Below are 15,208 nucleotides of genomic sequence, written 5' to 3' on the forward strand. Positions count from 1 at the left end.
ATGGACCTGGCTGGAGCAAGCGCTTTTCGCCGGCGGGATCTATCGTTGTTTGGCCGAGCCGCTAATCCTGCCGTACAGCAACGGTAGGACCATGGCCGCGACGGATTCGGAAACTGGCGAAGCAATGCAATGGGCGGCGATCACCGGCGTGATCGCGACCGTCTCGGTGTTCGCCATCGCGCAGGGCCTGTCCTATCCGCTGCTGAGCTTCATCCTGCAGCGGCAGGGCGTCTCGCCGGCGATGATCGGCCTGTCGGCGGCGATGACGCCGATCGGCTTCATCGTCTCGTCGCCGCTGATCCCGGCGCTGGCGCGGCGGTTCGGGGCAGGGCGCACGGCGCTCATTTGTGCGGCGCTCTCGGCCGTCGTGCTGGCGCTGATCGGCTGGACGCAGAATGTCTATCTCTGGTTCCCGCTGCGCTTCCTGATCGGCGTGGTGACCAATCCGCTCTATGTGTTGAGCGAAATCTGGGTGATCGCACTGGCACCGCCGGCCCGGCGAGGGCGCATCATGGGCGTCTATTCGACGATCATCTCGGCCGGCTTCGCGGCCGGGCCGCTTTGCCTGCTTGCCGTCGGCACGCAGGGATGGCCGCCCTTCCTCGTCGGCATTTGCGCCTTCGTGCTGTGCGGCATCTGCCTGGCGTCGGTGCTGCCGCGCCTGCCGAAGGTGGACGAGGCCGGGCATCGGGTTTCCGTCCTGGGCTTCGTACCGATGGCGTGGCTGCTTCTGTTCGCGGTCATCGTGGCCGCAGGGTTCGAACAGGGGGCGCTGGCCTTGCTGCCGGTCTATGGCACCCACTATGGCATCGCGGAAGTCCGCATGTCGGCGCTGCTGTCGATGATGATCGCCGGCAATATCGCCATGCAGGTGCCGCTCGGCCTGCTGGCGGAGAGGCTGACCGCGCGCCTGGTGCGGCTTGCCTGTGTTTCCTTGACGGTGCTCGGATGCCTGCTGCTGCCGCTTCTCATCGAAACGCCGCTGATCTGGCCGATGATCTTTGTCTGGGGCGCGGTGTCCTACGGCATCTACACCATGTCGATCATCGAGCTTGGCGAGCGCTTCACCGGCTCGACGCTGGTCGCCGGCAACGCTGCCTTTTCGCTGATGTGGGGCGTCGGCGGCATCGCCGTGCCGCCGTTGGCTGGCACCGCCATGGACATACTGGGCGCAAGAGGCCTGCCGATCACGCTTGGCCTCATGTGCCTGGTCCTGGCGGTCGCGAGCGTCGCCGGTCGCGGGAAGGCCTGAATCGTTGGCTTGGGTGCCGCAACTCTTGAATATCGGACGCGGCATGTCGATGTTGCGTGCCGAAACATGCCTATTGGAGATTCCATGACCAAGCCCATCGCCAAGCCAGAAGCCAGCATCGAAGATCCCTTTCTCTGGCTGGAGGACAGGACCAGCAAAAAGTCTCTCGACTGGGTGCATGGCCAGAACGAGATCACGACAGGCGAGTTGCAGGGCGATCCGTCCTATCAGGCGTCGTTCGAGACCGCGCTCGACCTGATGACGGCCGAGGACAACATCGCCGTCGGCGCGGCCATCGCCGGCCATGTCTATAATTTCTGGCAAGACAAGACCAATGCGCTCGGCCTGTGGCGCCGCACGACCGTCGCTTCCTACAAAACCGAGAAGCCGGTCTGGGAAACGATCATCGACTTCGACCAGCTTGCGGCGAAGGAGGGGATAAAATGGGTGTTCAGCGGCGCCAGCCGACTCTATCCGGATTTTAGCCGCTGCCTGCTGTCGATGTCGCCCGACGGCGGCGACGCCAGCGAGATGCGTGAGTTCGACATCGAAACCAAGTCGTTCGTAGAAGGCGGATATCACGCGCGAGCCTCGAAGTCGGGCTTCAGTTGGCTGGACAAGGACACCGTCATCGTCTCGGCGGCTTTCGAGGACGCAGACAAGACCGAATCCGGCTATCCGCGCGTGATCAAGCTCTGGAAGCGCGGCACCAAGCTGGAAGAGGCTACGCCGATCTTCGAGGCAAAGACCGAGGATCTCGCCGCCGGAGCCGGCGTCGAATTCGACGGCGAGAAGCGTCACGTGTTTCTGGCGCGGGCGATCGATTTCTTTGCGTCGCACAGCTTCCTGCATCTCCCGTCTGGTGCAAACAGGCGCATTCCGTTGCCCGACGACGCCACTGACACATCGCTTTTCAAGGACCAGTTGCTGTTCGGGGTGCGCACGCCATGGACGGCGCCGGACGGTACGGCCTGTCAGCCGGACGGGCTTTACTCGCTCGATTTCGCGCGGTGGATCGAAACCGGCAGTTTCGGCGCCATCGAGACTCTTCTGGCGCCGGCCTATCGCGTGTCGATCGCCGGCATTGCCCGCACACAGGACCGGCTGTTCATCAGCCTGATGGACAATGTGCGCGGCAAGGTGCTCGTCTGCGACCGCAAGGATGGCGCCTGGTCGCTTAAGCCTGTCGCGCTGCCCGAGAACGGCACTGTCGGCATCAGTCATGCCGAGCATTTCGGCTCCAGCGTGTCCTTCTCCTTCACCGATTTCCTGACGCCGAGCTCGATCATCTGGTCGGATGATGATGGTGAGACGCTGGCGACGGTGAAGTCGCAACCGGCGCGGTTCGATGCCGCGCCGCTGATCTCGGAGCAGTTCGAGGCGCGCTCGAAGGACGGCACGATGATCCCTTATTTCGTCGTCAGGCGAAGCGATCAGAAGGGGCCGGTGCCGACGCTGCTCTACGGCTATGGCGGCTTCGAAGTGCCGCTCTTGCCCGGCTATGCCGGCGTGCGCGGCAGGCTGTGGCTGGAGAAGGGCAATGCCTATGTGCAGGCCTGTATCCGTGGCGGCGGCGAGTTCGGGCCGGCCTGGCATCAGGCGGCGCTGAAAGGCAATCGCCAGAACGGTTTTGACGATTTCGCCGCGGTGGCCGAGGACGTCGTCAGGCGCGGCATCGCGACGGCAAGCTCGCTCGGCATCCAGGGTGGCTCGAATGGCGGCCTCCTGACCGGCGTTTCCCTGACGCAGCGCCCGGAGCTGTTCGGCGCCGTCATCATCGAGGTGCCGTTGCTCGACATGCTTCGTTACACCGAATTGCCGCCCGGCGCCTCATGGATGGCCGAATATGGCGATCCGTCGAAGCCGGAAGATGCAAAATGGCTGTCCGCCTATTCGCCCTACCAGCACGTCAAGGCCAATGCTGCCTACCCGCCGGTCCTTCTGACCACCTCGACCGCCGATGACCGCGTCCATCCCGGCCATGCCCGCAAGATGGCGGCACGCCTGCACGAGGCCGGCCACGCCAGGACATTGTTCTTCGAGGAAACCGAAGGCGGCCATGGCGGGCGCGGCGACCGGCGGCCGCAGGCGGCGCAGACGGCGATGAAATATGTCTTCCTGCAGCGGGCACTGAGCGCCAAGGCATAAAGCGCGTCGCGACGCGCTTTATGCCATTGTTTTTTATGCATGTCGTTCTCCTAAAACCGGGACCACTTTTAGGCGACATGCATAGACGTATTCCGTCATGGGCCAAGCAAAGGGTGGTTCACCTTGGCCAGCCTTTGCTCTAAGGTGCCTTCCATGGCTCCTGCTATGACTTTTGTCTGCACGTTCGGGGTCGCGGTGACACCGTCGCCGCGCACGCTGCGCGCGGAGCTTTTGCGGCTGTGTGCCCGCATCGGTTATTCACCGCCTGCCAGCCTCTGATGCATTCGCCCCGGTGCCTGCCGGCTTGAATCCAGAGGAAAGATCCAGACATGACTTATCAGAATTATTCGCTGAAGCAGCTTCAGCAGATCGACGCCGCGCATCATCTCCATCCCTTCACCGACCACAAGGAATTGCGTGAGGCGGGTTCGCGCATCATCACCCACGCCAATGGCCCGTTCATCTACGATTCCGAAGGGGCGGAGCTGCTCGACGGTATGGCAGGCCTGTGGTGTGTCAACATCGGCTATGGCCGCGACGAACTGGCCGAGGCCGCCTATGCGCAGATGAAGGAACTGCCTTACTACAATTCCTTCTTCAAATGCTCGACGCCGACGCCGGTGCTGTTGTCCAAGAAGCTGGCCGAGATCGCGCCGAAGAACGTCAACCAGGTGTTCTATGGCTCCTCCGGCTCGGAGGCCAACGACACCGCCTTGCGTCTTGTCCGCCACTACTGGGTGATCGAGGGCAAGCCGGAGAAGAACCGCGTCATCTCGCGCAAGATGGCCTATCACGGTTCGACCATCGCCGGCACTTCGCTTGGCGGCATGGATGCCATGCACAAGCAGCTCAACGGGGCCGTCCCCAACATCGTCCATGTGATGATGCCCTATGCCTACGAACTGGCGCTGCCGGGCGAGAGCGATCACGATTTCGGCCTGCGCGCGGCCAAATCGGTCGAGGATGCCATCCTGGAGGCCGGCGCCGACAAGGTCGCAGCTTTCATAGGCGAGCCGGTGATGGGCGCGGGCGGCGTCAAGATCCCGCCGGCGAGCTACTGGCCGGAAGTGCAGCGCATCTGCCGCAAATATGATGTGCTTTTGATGCTCGACGAGGTCATCACCGGCTACGGCCGCACGGGTGAGTGGTTCGCGGCGCAGACCTTCGGCATCGAGCCCGATACCATCACGACGGCGAAGGCGTTGACCTCGGGCTACCAGCCGCTGTCGGCACTGCTGGTCGGTGACCGCATCACCTCGACGCTGGTCGAGAAGGGCGGCGAGTTCCACCACGGCTACACCTATTCCGGACACCCTGTGGCCTGCGCCGTGGCCTTGAAGAACCTGGAGATCATCGAGCAGGAAGGGCTGGTCGATCGCGTCAGGAACGACACCGGACCTTATTTCGCCAAGGCCCTGCAGGAGCGCATTGCCGGGCATGACCTGGTCGGCGAGGTGCGTTCGATCGGGCTGATGGGTGCGATCGAGATCGTCAAGGACAAGGCGACCAAGGAACGGTTCCTGCCCTCGGGAAGTGCAGCGGTGACGGTGCGCGACCATGCGATCGCCAACGGCATGATGCTGCGCGCCACCGGCGACACGATGATCCTGTCGCCGCCGCTGATCTGGACCCGCGACACGATCGACATGGCCTGCGAGCGGATCGGCAAGGCACTGGATCTGGCACAGGCAGATCTGCGCAAGCGGTGAGGCAAACCTCGACCGGGCGTTCCTTCAAGGGGACGCCCGGCCTCGAGAAACATGCTGTCGCAATGGGGAACAAACCTCATCCTCTGCGCGTAGTGTGTCAGGCAGCGGCCACTCGGCTGCGACAAGGGGTTCATTTCCATGAGAAAAACCGGCAAGAGCCGACGGCCGCAAGAAGCGGCCAGCATCGGTGCGGACCTGATGCTGGCACCCCTGGTGGCGATGATGCGCCTGCCCTTGATGGCCATGGACGCCGGCAGCAGCCAGCCCTGGGGCACCGAAACCGCGCGTGCGGTGAACGAGAAGACCGCGGCAATCGCTGAGGGCGCGTTCGCGGCGCAAATGTCCTTCCTGCAGTCGGCATCGCGCTTCTGGCCGGAACTCCTTTCCGGTCGCACGCCGTCGCTGTTCAACGGCGTCGCGGCCGAACGGTCGATCAGCGCTGCGCTGAAGCCGGCCAGCCGCGCGGTGAAGGCGAATTTTCGCCGGCTGTCGTCAAAGGCGTGAAATGGGCGCTGCGGAAGTTTGATTTTGCGCATTGTCGGGATCATGCGCTAGAACCGATCGGCATACGCACCGATGGGGGATTTCATGGCCGGACAACCGCTCAACCAGCCCGCTGAAATTCCGCCCGAACTCGATCGCTGGAATTGGGGCGCCTTCTTCCTCAACTGGATCTGGGGCATCGGCAACAGCACTTTCATCGCGTTGCTGGCACTGATCCCGGTCGTCAACCTCATCATGATCTTCGTGCTTGGCGCCCGTGGCAGCCGCTGGGCCTGGCAGAACCGGGCCTGGCGCGACGCGGACCAGTTCCGCAAGACGCAGCGCAACTGGGCGATCGCCGGGCTGGTTGTCTGGGTGGTGGGGATCGGCGGTTGCGCGGCGTCGGTCGGCAGCGTTCCCTACCTTCTCAAAGGCAGTGATGCCTATCACATGACCATGGATGCCATTCGCGCCGACACTCGTGTGAAAACTGCTATTGGCGACGACGTGACCGACAATTTCTGGGTTGGCGGCAGTCTCAACGTCAACGCGAACGGCGCGGGCGACGCCCAGTTCAGCATTCCCGTCCATGGCGCCAAGGGCAAGGGCACCGTGTTTTCCCATCTGGTTCGCAATGCAGGCACATGGAGCATGCGCCTGCTGGTGCTCAGAGTGGATGGGGTGGATGCGCCGATTGTATTGACCAACGAAGATCATGTGCCAATTCCGAACGCGGCGATCGGAATATAGACGTCAGGCTTGATTGTGCGCGGCAGAAACGCAAAAACCGCGCTCCATCGGGAACGCGGCTTTGCCAGATACGCATGGCGTTTCGCTACGCAAACACTTGGCGAAACTTACGGGCTCCGGTACGCGAGACCTGATCCGGAGCGCCGGGCGGATGCGATATGTCCGCCTCGCCATCCGTTTTATAGGGACATCGTTACCGCGGAGTTATCGAGAGCTTAAGCAAATCTAAATTTGCGGTCTTTGTGCTGGATGGATCCAGGAAAAAACCCATGAAATCCGTTGATTACGCTGGGTTGCCCCTGAGAAAATTAATTATGCCGGAGAAATCGGCGCCGCCATGCCCCTGGGCGTTGAACAGGGCATAGAGCTGTGCCGCCTCGGCGCCAAGCGGGGTCACCGCGCCTGCGCCAAGTGCTGCTTCCTGGGACAATTTCAGATCCTTCAGCATAAGCGCCGCGGCGAAACCCGGTCTGTAGTCCCTGTTGGCGGGCGAGGTGGGCACCGGGCCGGGCACGGGGCAGTAGGTAGTCAAGGACCAGCACTGGCCTGACGAGGTCGAGGCGACGTCGAACAGCGCCTGATGCGACAGGCCGAGCTTTTCGGCCAGCACGAAGGCTTCGGCGACGCCGATCATCGAAATGCCGAGGATCATGTTGTTGCAGATCTTTGCCGCCTGGCCGGCACCGTCGCCGCCGCAATGGACGATGCGCCCGGCCATCGGCTTCAGGATCGGTTCGGCGGCGGCGAAGGCATCGTTGGCGCCACCGGCCATGAAGGTCAGCGTGCCGGCCGCCGCACCTCCGGTGCCGCCCGAGACGGGTGCGTCGATGGAGAGCAGGCCGTGTTTCGCGGCAATCGCATGCGCCTTGCGCGCCGATTCAACGTCGATCGTCGAGGAATCGATGAACAGTGCGCCCTTCTTCACCTTTGGCGCGATATCCTCATAGACCGACAGCACATGCTTGCCGGCGGGCAGCATGGTGATCACCACATCGGCATCCTTCACCGCGGCCGGAGCGTTGGCCATGACGACAACACCGTGCTCGCGGGCGACCGTCAAATTCTCCGGCATCAGGTCGAAGCCGTGCACTTGATGCCCAGCCTTGACCAGATTGGCGGCCATCGGATTGCCCATATTGCCGAGGCCGATGAAGGCGATCGTCGTCATTGTCTCACTCCCGGAGTTTGCTGGCTTCAGCGGCCGATCAATGCCCGCGCGATGATGACGCGCATGATCTCGTTGGTGCCTTCGAGGATCTGGTGCACCCGCAGATCGCGCACCAGTTTCTCGATGCCGTAATCGTGCAGATAGCCATAGCCGCCGAGCAGCTGCAGCGCGTTGTTGGCGACGTTGAAGCCGGTGTCGGTGACGAAGCGCTTGGCCATGGCAGACCATTTGCCGGCGTCCGGCGCCTTGCGGTCGAGCTTGGAGGCGGCGGCGTAGAGGAAGATTCGCGCTGCCTGCAGTTCGGTCTCCATGTCGGCCAGCCTGAACTGCAAGGCCTGGAACTGGTTGATCTTCGAGCCGAAGGCCTTGCGCTCGGCAGTATAGGACAATGCCTTGTCGAGCGCCGACTGGGCGCCGCCCAGCGAACAGGCGGCGATGTTCAGCCGGCCGCCATCGAGCCCGGCCATGGCGATGCCAAAGCCGGCGCCTTCGCCCGACAGAAGGTTTTCCGCCGGCACCTTGCAGTCTTCGAAAATGACCTGGCGGGTCGACTGCATATGCCAGCCCATCTTGTGCTCGTTGGCGCCGAAGGAGAGGCCTGACGCGTCTTTCGGCACGACGATGGTGGAAATGCCTTTCGGCCCGTCGGCGCCGGTGCGCACCATGACGGCGTAGACATCACTGTCGCCGGCGCCAGATATGAATTGCTTGGTGCCGTTGAGGATATAGTCGCCGCCGCTTTTCACTGCGCGCGTCTTCAGTGCCGCGGCATCCGAGCCGGAGCCCGGTTCGGTTAGGCAATAGCTCGCCAGCCATTCCATCGAGGTCAGCTTCGGCAGGAAGCGCTGGCGCTGCTCGTCATTGCCGAAACGATCGATCATCGAGGCCACCATGTTGTGGATCGAGATGAAGGACGAGAAGCCCGGATCGGCATGCGACAGCGCCTCGAAGATCAGCACGGCGTCGAGGCGTCCGAGCGCGGAGCCGCCGACATCGTCCCTGACATAGATGCCGCCAAGGCCGAGCGGCCCGGTCTCGCGGATCACATCTGCGGGAAAATGCTTCCTGCGGTCCCAGTCGAGCGCATTCGGCGCGACGCGGTCGGCGGCGAAGGCCTGCGCCATCTCCTGGATGGCGCGCTGTTCCTCGTTGAGTTCGAACTGGCTGGTGCTCGCATCGACCGCGGCGTCCATGGCGTGCTCCCTGTGTGCTGGCCAGCTGGTCCGCTGGCCTGTCGTTTTTGGCTTTGCGCGGGCATCAATCTAGACCAATGATGCCGCCGCGCAACCCAGCTGTCCGCGCAGCGGCTGTGCGCAAACTGATCAACGGAGCAAGGTGTGAAGACAGTTTTCGATGAGCTGCTCCAGCAGTTCCAGGCCTATCTCAGGAGCGTGGACAACGCGCTGGTGCGCGATGCCGTGACCCGGATCGGGTGGGACATGCCGGCCCGTCCGGCCGAACCGCATCGCCTTCCTTGCCTTGCCTATCTCGATCGCGTCGCCGAACTTGCGCCGCCGGATGCAAAGCCTCTGGCGCGTTTCCTCGCCACGCATCGCAATGATCTGCGCTGGGGCCAAACCTATAGTGCTGCCGATTTCGGGGCGGAGTTCCTGACCAGATATGGCTGGCTGGAAGTGTTCGGCACGCGCGGCCATTTCGTGAATGAAGAAGTGGCGGCCGGCTTGCTGATCCTCGGGCCTGATATCGTCTATCCCGACCATCATCACATTGCCGAGGAGATCTACATTCCGCTGACCGGCGGTACGGAATGGCGCATGGGAGAGGGCGGCTTTCGCCAGCGGGAGGCGGGCGAGGTGATCCACCATCCTTCGGATGTCAGCCACGCCATGCGCACCGGTAGCCAGCCGTTGCTGGCGTTGTATATCTGGCGCGGCGGGCCACTGGCGCAGAAGTCGACCATTCCAGGCACCGTAGCGCAGGGCCGAAGCTGATGGCCAAGGCAATCATGCTGCAAGGCACGGGTTCGGATGTCGGCAAGACGGTGCTGGTCGCCGGCCTCTGCCGCGCCGCGAAAACGCGTGGCCTGAAGGTGCGGCCGTTCAAGCCGCAGAACATGTCGAACAATGCCGCGGTCGCCGACATTCCCGGCGACAACAGCAAAAGCGGCGGCGAGATCGGCCGCGCGCAATGGCTGCAGGCGATCGCTTGCGGCGTGGCCCCATCGGTGCACATGAACCCGGTGCTGCTCAAGCCACAGACGGATGTCGGCGCGCAGGTCATCGTCCAAGGAAAAGTGTTCGGCGAGGCGCGGGCGCGCGACTACCAGGCGCTGAAGGGCCGCCTGATGGATGCGGTGCTGGACTCCTGGGCCAAGGTGGGCGACGGCGCGGATCTGGTCATCGTCGAGGGCGCCGGCTCGCCGGCCGAAATCAATCTGCGCAGCCGCGACATCGCCAATATGGGCTTTGCCACGCGTGCCAATGTGCCCGTGGTTCTGGTCGGCGACATCGATCGCGGCGGCGTCATCGCCTCGGTCGCCGGCACGCATCTGATCCTGCCGGAAGAGGATCGGCGCATGATCGTCGGCTACCTCATCAACAAGTTCCGCGGCGATGTCTCGCTGTTCGATGACGGTTTGAAGGCGATTGAGAAATTCACGGGATGGCGCTGCTTTGGCGTCGTGCCGTGGCTGACGGCGGCGACGCGGCTGCCCTCGGAGGATTCGGTGGTGCTGGAACGCCTGGCGTCCGGTCAAGCGCGGGCGCTGAAGGTCGCGGTGCCGATGCTCGGCCGTATCGCCAATTTCGACGATCTCGACCCGCTCAAGGCCGAACCGCAGGTCGAGGTGGTGTTCGTGCCGCCGGGAAAACCGCTGCCGGAGGATGCCGGGCTGGTGGTCATTCCCGGCTCGAAGTCTACCATTGGCGATCTCATAAAGTTCCGTGAGAACGGCTGGGACGGGGATCTTGCCGCGCATCGCAAGCGTGGCGGCCATGTCGTCGGCATTTGCGGCGGTTTTCAGATGCTTGGCCACCGCGTGCGCGATCCCGACGGCATCGAAGGCAGCGTCACCGAGACCGAAGGGCTTGGCCTGCTCGATATCGAAACGGTCATGGAGCCGGAGAAGACGGTGCGCAATGTCAGCGCGCGCTCGGTGCAATTCGACCTGCCGCTCGAAGGCTACGAAATCCATCTCGGCCGCACCACCGGCCCGGACACGATGCGGCCATCGGCGATCATCAATGGTGTCGCGGACGGTGCGATCTCGACCGACGGCAAAGTGATCGGCACCTATATGCATGGTCTGTTCGGCGCTGACGGCTTTCGCGGGAAATTCCTCGAAAGCCTCGGTATCAAGGGCGGTGGCATCGACTATCGCGCCGAAGTCGAACGGGCGCTGGACGAGGTCGCCGTCGAGTTGGAGAGCCATCTCGACTGTGACGCGATTTTTGGGCTCGCGCGTTAGGGCCTATGCCTTGTCGCCCGCCTTCGGCCAGTAGGTGCCGAAGGACCAGACGCCGCCTTCGGGATCGCGGCAGATGAATTCGCGGCTGCCATAGTCGCGGTCGGTCAGTTCCTGGATGATGGTGGCGCCGGCTTTCCTGGCCGTGGCATAGGCGGCATCGGCATCGTCGACGGCGATATAGATCGACTTGCCGCCGCCTGAACCGGGTTCGCCGACCATCTTGCCGTAGTCGTCGTCGCGTGCGCTGCCCAGCATGATCATCGAGGCGCCGAAGACCAGTTCGGCATGGTGCACGACATCGCCTTCGCCATAGCGGGCGCGGACGCTGAAGCCGAAGGCTTCCCCCAGCCAGTCGATCATTTTCGCCGCATTTTTATAGCGCAAAGCGGGGTAGAGGCGGGGGGCTTCAGTGGTGGTGGGCATGGGAAACTCCTTCATCTGGGTTGGTCGATGCCCCAATCTGGGCGAAGGCCGTTGCAGCGTCTTGAAGAAATGTTACCTGCCGAGAAGCGCCGTTGGCGTTTCGCCGGCGAGGTCGCGGAACTCGCGCACCAGATGCGCCTGATCGGCATAGCCGCAATCGGCGGCGATATCGGCCCAGTCGGCGGTCTGCTGCCGCGACAGGCCGAGCGCTCGGTTGAAGCGGACGATGCGCGACAGCGTCTTGGGGCCGATGCCGGTTGCGTCGGTAAATTTTTCGGCGAGGTGCTTGCGGCTCCAGCCCAGTCTCTCGGCGATCGATGCAATGCGGGTCCGGCCGCCTGATGCGATGATGCGGTCATAGGCCCAGGCGATTTTCAGCGGCGTTTCGGCGGCGCTGGCAAGACGCGCGGTGACGAAGGCTTCGGCAAGGTCGAAACGCGCCGTCCAGTCCGGTGCATTGCCAAGCTGTTCGCGAAGCGCCATACCCTCAGCGCCCAGCACGTCGTCGAGGACGACCATGCTGTCGGTCAGTTCGCTCATCGGCAAGCGGAAGAAGCGGCGCGCCCCAAGCGGCGTGAAGTTGATCTGGACGCAGCAGGCGGCACCGAAGGATTCGATCATCACCGGTCCGGCAAACAGCCCGGCGGCGAAGCTGGTGAAGCGGTCATTGCCGCCCGGCGCCTTGCCGAGGCCGATGGCGAAGGGTTCGGCGAAGCTGATGACGAGCGGCACCGTCAGCGAGGCGTATTCGACATTGCGGAAATGGCCGGGTGCGGTTTCGCGATAGCCGCAAATGTCCGTGACGATGCCATCAAGCACGGGATCGGGAAGGCGCCGGCGCATCTCGAAGCGCCCTGCGATGGAGCGGTCCTGTTCCTCCCGGCGCTGCATCTCGATCGGCATTGGCCATCCTTCTGCCCGGCAAGCCTAACAGAGCCTGGGTCAGAATCAAAAGCGCCCGGCTTTTGGCCGGGCGCTCTCAGTCCCCACTTCAAGGGAAACTTGTCAGGCGCCGCGCATCAGGCAGCCGGCGGCGAGCACGATGTAGGCAATGAGAACGATCCACACCGATGCGAGCGGGATAAAGGCGAGAACGCCAAGCGCGGCGAGAATGCCGATGATGGCGATGACCAGGGAAATGATGAAAACGATCTGGGTAGGCGCGCTGAGATTCATGCGTGGCTCCTCCAACATGATTCGAACAGCGCCATAGTAACAGGCGCGTGATCACACACCAATCATGACACGCAGCGGGTTGGCGGGGTCGGCCAGCAGCTTCACCGCGAGCGCCACGCAGACGATCACCAGCAGCGGCTTGATCAGTTTGGCGCCGATGCGCATGGCCAGGCTCGCGCCAACACGGGCGCCGAGGAACTGGGCAACGCCCATCATCAGGCCGATCTTCCAGGAGATGACGCCGACAGCGGCAAAGACGATGAAGCCGCCGATGTTGGAGGCAAAGTTGAGCAGTTTGGTGTGCGCCGTCGCCTTGAGCACGCCGTAGCCGGCAAGGGCGACGAAGGCCAGCATATAGAAGGAGCCGGCGCCGGGGCCGAACAGGCCGTCATAGAAGCCGATTGCCGGCACCAGGGTCAGTCCGAACAGGAAGGGCGACAGACGCTCGGCCCGGTCGACGTCGTTCATGTTGGGTTTGAGCGCGAAATAGAGTGCAATGGCAATCAGCACCAGGGGCAGCAGGGCGCGCAAGAGATCGCCCGGAACGATGGTGGCCAGCAAGGCGCCAACGACACCGCCGGCAGCCGCCAGCAGCGCCGACGGCAATTGACGGCGCAGGTCGACATGGCCCTTGGAGGCATAGTGGATCGTCGCCGACCCGGAGCCGAACATGCCTTGCAGCTTGTTGGTTCCGAGCGCCGCGACCGGTGAGAAGCCGGCAAGCAAAAGCGCCGGAATGGTGATCAGCCCGCCGCCGCCGGCAATCGAATCGACGAAGCCCGCGGCAAAGGCGGCGAGCGCAAGCATGACGATTGTCTGGGTGGTGAGGTCGATCATCTGATGTGCGGAGACGTCCGGTCGGCGGGATAACGGCGTTCGACCACGATAGCCCTGTTTGCGCAAGGCCGATTCCGCGCTACCTCTATCCAGGCGCATCGCGCTTGGATTTGGTTAACCCGGAAAGAGGCCCTGATGGCATTCGCATTGCTGGACCAGATACGCTCGATCTTCGATGGCGACCCGGGCGTGCGCAAGGTCGCGGACGATCCGGTCCTGTCGGCTGAACTTCTGATGCTGTTCCGCATGATCCTCGCCGACGGGACGGTCAGCGAGAGCGAGATGGTTGCCTTCCGGCGCATCTGCAAGGACGCCTTCGGCATTCAGGAAACCAGCATCGACGCCGTCATCGAATATCTCAACGAGTTCGGCTACGAGACCAACGGCTCGCAGGCGATTGCGCTGTTTCGTGATCTCGATGTCGAACGGCGCAAGCAATTGGCCCAGCACATGGCGGAGATCGCCAAGGCGGATTCGCAACTGGCCGAGAGCGAGGTGCGCTTGCTGCGCCGCACGCTCGACCTGCTCGACATCAGTCCCGTCGATGTGGTGAAGCCGGAGGAGTAAGGCACTTCCTGAGCAACGGTTTGTCGGCGCCGAGGGGACCTTCTTGGTACCGCCGATACCGTGTGCCGCGTCATCCGCCCATCTTCGTCAGTTCGTCCTTTGCCTGCGTGCTCCAGCGCGCGGCACGCTTCAAAAACGCGATCGCCTTGGCCTTGTCCGCTTCGTAGCCGCCTCGACCCTCCACCATGTCGTGGGCAAGGGCAAGAACGGCGTCTTCATTGCCTTGATCGGCCGCCAGCTTGTAAAGGCGCGCCGCCTCACGCGAGTCCTGGGGCAATCCGCCCTTGCCCTCCTCGTAGAACCTGCCGAGATCGTACAGCGCGTATCTGTTGCCTGCATCGCTCGCCTGCTTGAAGAGATGGGCAGCCTGGTTGTCGTCCTTCGGCACGCCGTAGCTGCCGCGCTCATAGGCCTTTGCCGCGGAGCCCCACGTCTGGGGATCGTCGCCGGCCGCGGCTTTCTGGATCAGCCGCAGCGCCTCTTCCGGATTCGCCGACAGGCCGCCTTTGCCTCTGAAATACATCCTAGCGAGATCAAACGCTGCCTGGGCGCTGCCGAGCGCCGCTGCTTGGTGCCAGAGCTGGACGACATCTGGTTGCCTGTCTTCAGCCAGGCTCAATGGCAGGCCGAGCGCATAGAGGGCGTCCGCGTCGCCGGCGTCGGCTGCCTCGTTGATGAATTGGATCTGCGATTCGCGGGGGTCGGTGGCGAAGGTCGTATCCGCGAACAGGTCCCGGCGCTGCGACTTGGCCTCCATGGCGTCTGACGTCATCGCCTTTTTCAGGAGAAGCATGGCCTGGCTGGTGTCCTGCTGGAAACCATCGCTGCCGCGCCAATAGAAGGCGGCCAACGCGACCTGCGCCGCGGGATAGTTCTGGTCCGCGGCACTCTTAAAGCTTTTGCCTGCCAGCGCCATTTCATCAGCCGATGACGAGCCCACACTCCCGCTTGCTTCATGCGCCCGACCGAGGTTGAAAAGCAGGCGCGGATTGTTCGGGTCGGTGGCCAGCGTCTTTTCGCATGCCGCGATGGCCTCAATCGGATCGATCCCGTAGAGGCCAACCCCTTCGTCGACCCGATTCGGATCGGTGGGCGAGCCCGCAAGACGGTCGCACTCCGTCGGCTGATCGGCAAAGGCCGCCCCCGCCATCAACAATCCGAACACTCCGGCGACAATCATTCGACGCGACCGCATGGAGCCCCCTGCTTGTTTGGTTCTCCAAACCATATTTGGATTTTTGCGCTTGGTATATGCGTTGCGAATGCAT

The 15,208-nt window shown here is 63.3% G+C and carries 15 protein-coding genes; 8 read left to right on the forward strand and 7 right to left on the reverse strand.

Translation table 11 applies throughout. From position 1 onward, the window contains the following. Window positions 1-91 precede the first annotated feature (91 nt). The 5 genes from CKW40_RS10195 (at window position 92) to CKW40_RS10220 (ending at window position 6,342) form a co-directional block, all read left to right on the forward strand. Window positions 92-1,252 (forward strand): MFS transporter, encoded by a 1,161-nt coding sequence (locus CKW40_RS10195; RefSeq protein WP_095199813.1) that lies wholly within the window; start codon window positions 92-94, stop codon window positions 1,250-1,252. Window positions 1,253-1,336: 84 nt separating this feature from the next. After that, window positions 1,337-3,400 (forward strand): prolyl oligopeptidase family serine peptidase, encoded by a 2,064-nt coding sequence (locus tag CKW40_RS10200; protein ID WP_095199814.1) that lies wholly within the window; start codon window positions 1,337-1,339, stop codon window positions 3,398-3,400. Between the two features lie 329 nt (window positions 3,401-3,729). Then, window positions 3,730-5,109, forward strand: coding sequence for an aspartate aminotransferase family protein (locus tag CKW40_RS10210; protein WP_095199815.1), 1,380 nt, complete (start codon window positions 3,730-3,732; stop codon window positions 5,107-5,109). 138 nt (window positions 5,110-5,247) lie between these two features. Then, complete coding sequence (locus tag CKW40_RS10215) at window positions 5,248-5,613, forward strand: hypothetical protein (RefSeq protein WP_095199816.1); 366 nt, start codon at window positions 5,248-5,250, stop codon at window positions 5,611-5,613. A gap of 84 nt (window positions 5,614-5,697) precedes the next feature. After that, a complete protein-coding gene (locus CKW40_RS10220; RefSeq protein WP_095199817.1) occupies window positions 5,698-6,342 on the forward strand; it encodes a cytochrome c oxidase assembly factor Coa1 family protein in 645 nt (214 codons plus the stop codon). Window positions 6,343-6,625: 283 nt separating this feature from the next. Here the strand turns inward: CKW40_RS10220 and mmsB are convergent, their stop codons facing one another. Both mmsB and CKW40_RS10230 read right to left on the reverse strand, forming a co-directional pair. Continuing rightward, window positions 6,626-7,510 carry a 3-hydroxyisobutyrate dehydrogenase gene (gene mmsB / locus CKW40_RS10225; protein ID WP_095199818.1) on the reverse strand — a complete coding sequence of 295 codons (885 nt, stop codon included), beginning with the start codon at window positions 7,508-7,510 and terminating at the stop codon, window positions 6,626-6,628. Between the two features lie 26 nt (window positions 7,511-7,536). After that, a complete protein-coding gene (locus CKW40_RS10230) occupies window positions 7,537-8,703 on the reverse strand; it encodes an isobutyryl-CoA dehydrogenase (protein ID WP_095199819.1) in 1,167 nt (388 codons plus the stop codon). A 144-nt stretch (window positions 8,704-8,847) separates the two neighbouring features. Between CKW40_RS10230 and CKW40_RS10235 the strand changes: the two genes are divergently transcribed. Further along, window positions 8,848-9,462, forward strand: coding sequence for a dimethylsulfonioproprionate lyase family protein (locus CKW40_RS10235; protein ID WP_095199820.1), 615 nt, complete (start codon window positions 8,848-8,850; stop codon window positions 9,460-9,462). After that, window positions 9,462-10,937 carry a cobyric acid synthase gene (locus CKW40_RS10240; RefSeq protein WP_095199821.1) on the forward strand — a complete coding sequence of 492 codons (1,476 nt, stop codon included), beginning with the start codon at window positions 9,462-9,464 and terminating at the stop codon, window positions 10,935-10,937. The genes CKW40_RS10235 and CKW40_RS10240 overlap by 1 nt, the downstream gene beginning before the upstream one ends. Before the next feature lie 3 nt (window positions 10,938-10,940). Here the strand turns inward: CKW40_RS10240 and CKW40_RS10245 are convergent, their stop codons facing one another. From CKW40_RS10245 to CKW40_RS10260, 4 genes are all read right to left on the reverse strand, one after another. Then, complete coding sequence (locus CKW40_RS10245; RefSeq protein WP_095200261.1) at window positions 10,941-11,360, reverse strand: VOC family protein; 420 nt, start codon at window positions 11,358-11,360, stop codon at window positions 10,941-10,943. 72 nt (window positions 11,361-11,432) lie between these two features. Beyond that, window positions 11,433-12,263: a helix-turn-helix domain-containing protein gene (locus CKW40_RS10250; RefSeq protein WP_095199822.1), complete on the reverse strand. Its 831-nt coding sequence runs from the start codon at window positions 12,261-12,263 to the stop codon at window positions 11,433-11,435. Between the two features lie 102 nt (window positions 12,264-12,365). Further along, window positions 12,366-12,536 carry a hypothetical protein gene (locus tag CKW40_RS10255; RefSeq protein ID WP_080511798.1) on the reverse strand — a complete coding sequence of 57 codons (171 nt, stop codon included), beginning with the start codon at window positions 12,534-12,536 and terminating at the stop codon, window positions 12,366-12,368. A 51-nt stretch (window positions 12,537-12,587) separates the two neighbouring features. Continuing rightward, the gene (locus CKW40_RS10260) at window positions 12,588-13,373 is read right to left on the reverse strand and encodes a TSUP family transporter (protein ID WP_095199823.1); all 786 of its coding nucleotides are present in this window, start codon (window positions 13,371-13,373) and stop codon (window positions 12,588-12,590) included. 135 nt (window positions 13,374-13,508) lie between these two features. Between CKW40_RS10260 and CKW40_RS10265 the strand changes: the two genes are divergently transcribed. Further along, window positions 13,509-13,940, forward strand: a complete 432-nt coding sequence (locus tag CKW40_RS10265) for a TerB family tellurite resistance protein (RefSeq protein WP_027046940.1) — start codon at window positions 13,509-13,511, stop codon at window positions 13,938-13,940. 70 nt (window positions 13,941-14,010) lie between these two features. Here CKW40_RS10265 and CKW40_RS10270 read toward each other — a convergent pair whose 3' ends face one another. Further along, window positions 14,011-15,120, reverse strand: a complete 1,110-nt coding sequence (locus CKW40_RS10270; protein ID WP_179297909.1) for a tetratricopeptide repeat protein — start codon at window positions 15,118-15,120, stop codon at window positions 14,011-14,013. Window positions 15,121-15,208: the final 88 nt, after the last annotated feature.

The sequence above is a fragment of the Mesorhizobium carmichaelinearum genome, assembly GCF_900199455.1.
GTDB lineage: Bacteria > Pseudomonadota > Alphaproteobacteria > Rhizobiales > Rhizobiaceae > Mesorhizobium > Mesorhizobium carmichaelinearum.

What these genes read in the sequence shown, in the direction of transcription:
- CKW40_RS10195 (WP_095199813.1), top strand. Translation starts at nt 92, where the DNA reads ATGGCCGCGACGGATTCGGAAACTGGCGAAGCAATGCAATGGGCGGCG.
- CKW40_RS10200 (WP_095199814.1), top strand. Translation starts at nt 1,337, where the DNA reads ATGACCAAGCCCATCGCCAAGCCAGAAGCCAGCATCGAAGATCCCTTT.
- CKW40_RS10210 (WP_095199815.1), top strand. Translation starts at nt 3,730, where the DNA reads ATGACTTATCAGAATTATTCGCTGAAGCAGCTTCAGCAGATCGACGCC.
- CKW40_RS10215 (WP_095199816.1), top strand. Translation starts at nt 5,248, where the DNA reads ATGAGAAAAACCGGCAAGAGCCGACGGCCGCAAGAAGCGGCCAGCATC.
- CKW40_RS10220 (WP_095199817.1), top strand. Translation starts at nt 5,698, where the DNA reads ATGGCCGGACAACCGCTCAACCAGCCCGCTGAAATTCCGCCCGAACTC.
- mmsB (WP_095199818.1), bottom strand. Translation starts at nt 7,510, where the DNA reads ATGACGACGATCGCCTTCATCGGCCTCGGCAATATGGGCAATCCGATG.
- CKW40_RS10230 (WP_095199819.1), bottom strand. Translation starts at nt 8,703, where the DNA reads ATGGACGCCGCGGTCGATGCGAGCACCAGCCAGTTCGAACTCAACGAG.
- CKW40_RS10240 (WP_095199821.1), top strand. Translation starts at nt 9,462, where the DNA reads ATGGCCAAGGCAATCATGCTGCAAGGCACGGGTTCGGATGTCGGCAAG.
- CKW40_RS10245 (WP_095200261.1), bottom strand. Translation starts at nt 11,360, where the DNA reads ATGCCCACCACCACTGAAGCCCCCCGCCTCTACCCCGCTTTGCGCTAT.
- CKW40_RS10250 (WP_095199822.1), bottom strand. Translation starts at nt 12,263, where the DNA reads ATGCCGATCGAGATGCAGCGCCGGGAGGAACAGGACCGCTCCATCGCA.
- CKW40_RS10255 (WP_080511798.1), bottom strand. Translation starts at nt 12,536, where the DNA reads ATGAATCTCAGCGCGCCTACCCAGATCGTTTTCATCATTTCCCTGGTC.
- CKW40_RS10260 (WP_095199823.1), bottom strand. Translation starts at nt 13,373, where the DNA reads ATGATCGACCTCACCACCCAGACAATCGTCATGCTTGCGCTCGCCGCC.
- CKW40_RS10265 (WP_027046940.1), top strand. Translation starts at nt 13,509, where the DNA reads ATGGCATTCGCATTGCTGGACCAGATACGCTCGATCTTCGATGGCGAC.
- CKW40_RS10270 (WP_179297909.1), bottom strand. Translation starts at nt 15,120, where the DNA reads ATGATTGTCGCCGGAGTGTTCGGATTGTTGATGGCGGGGGCGGCCTTT.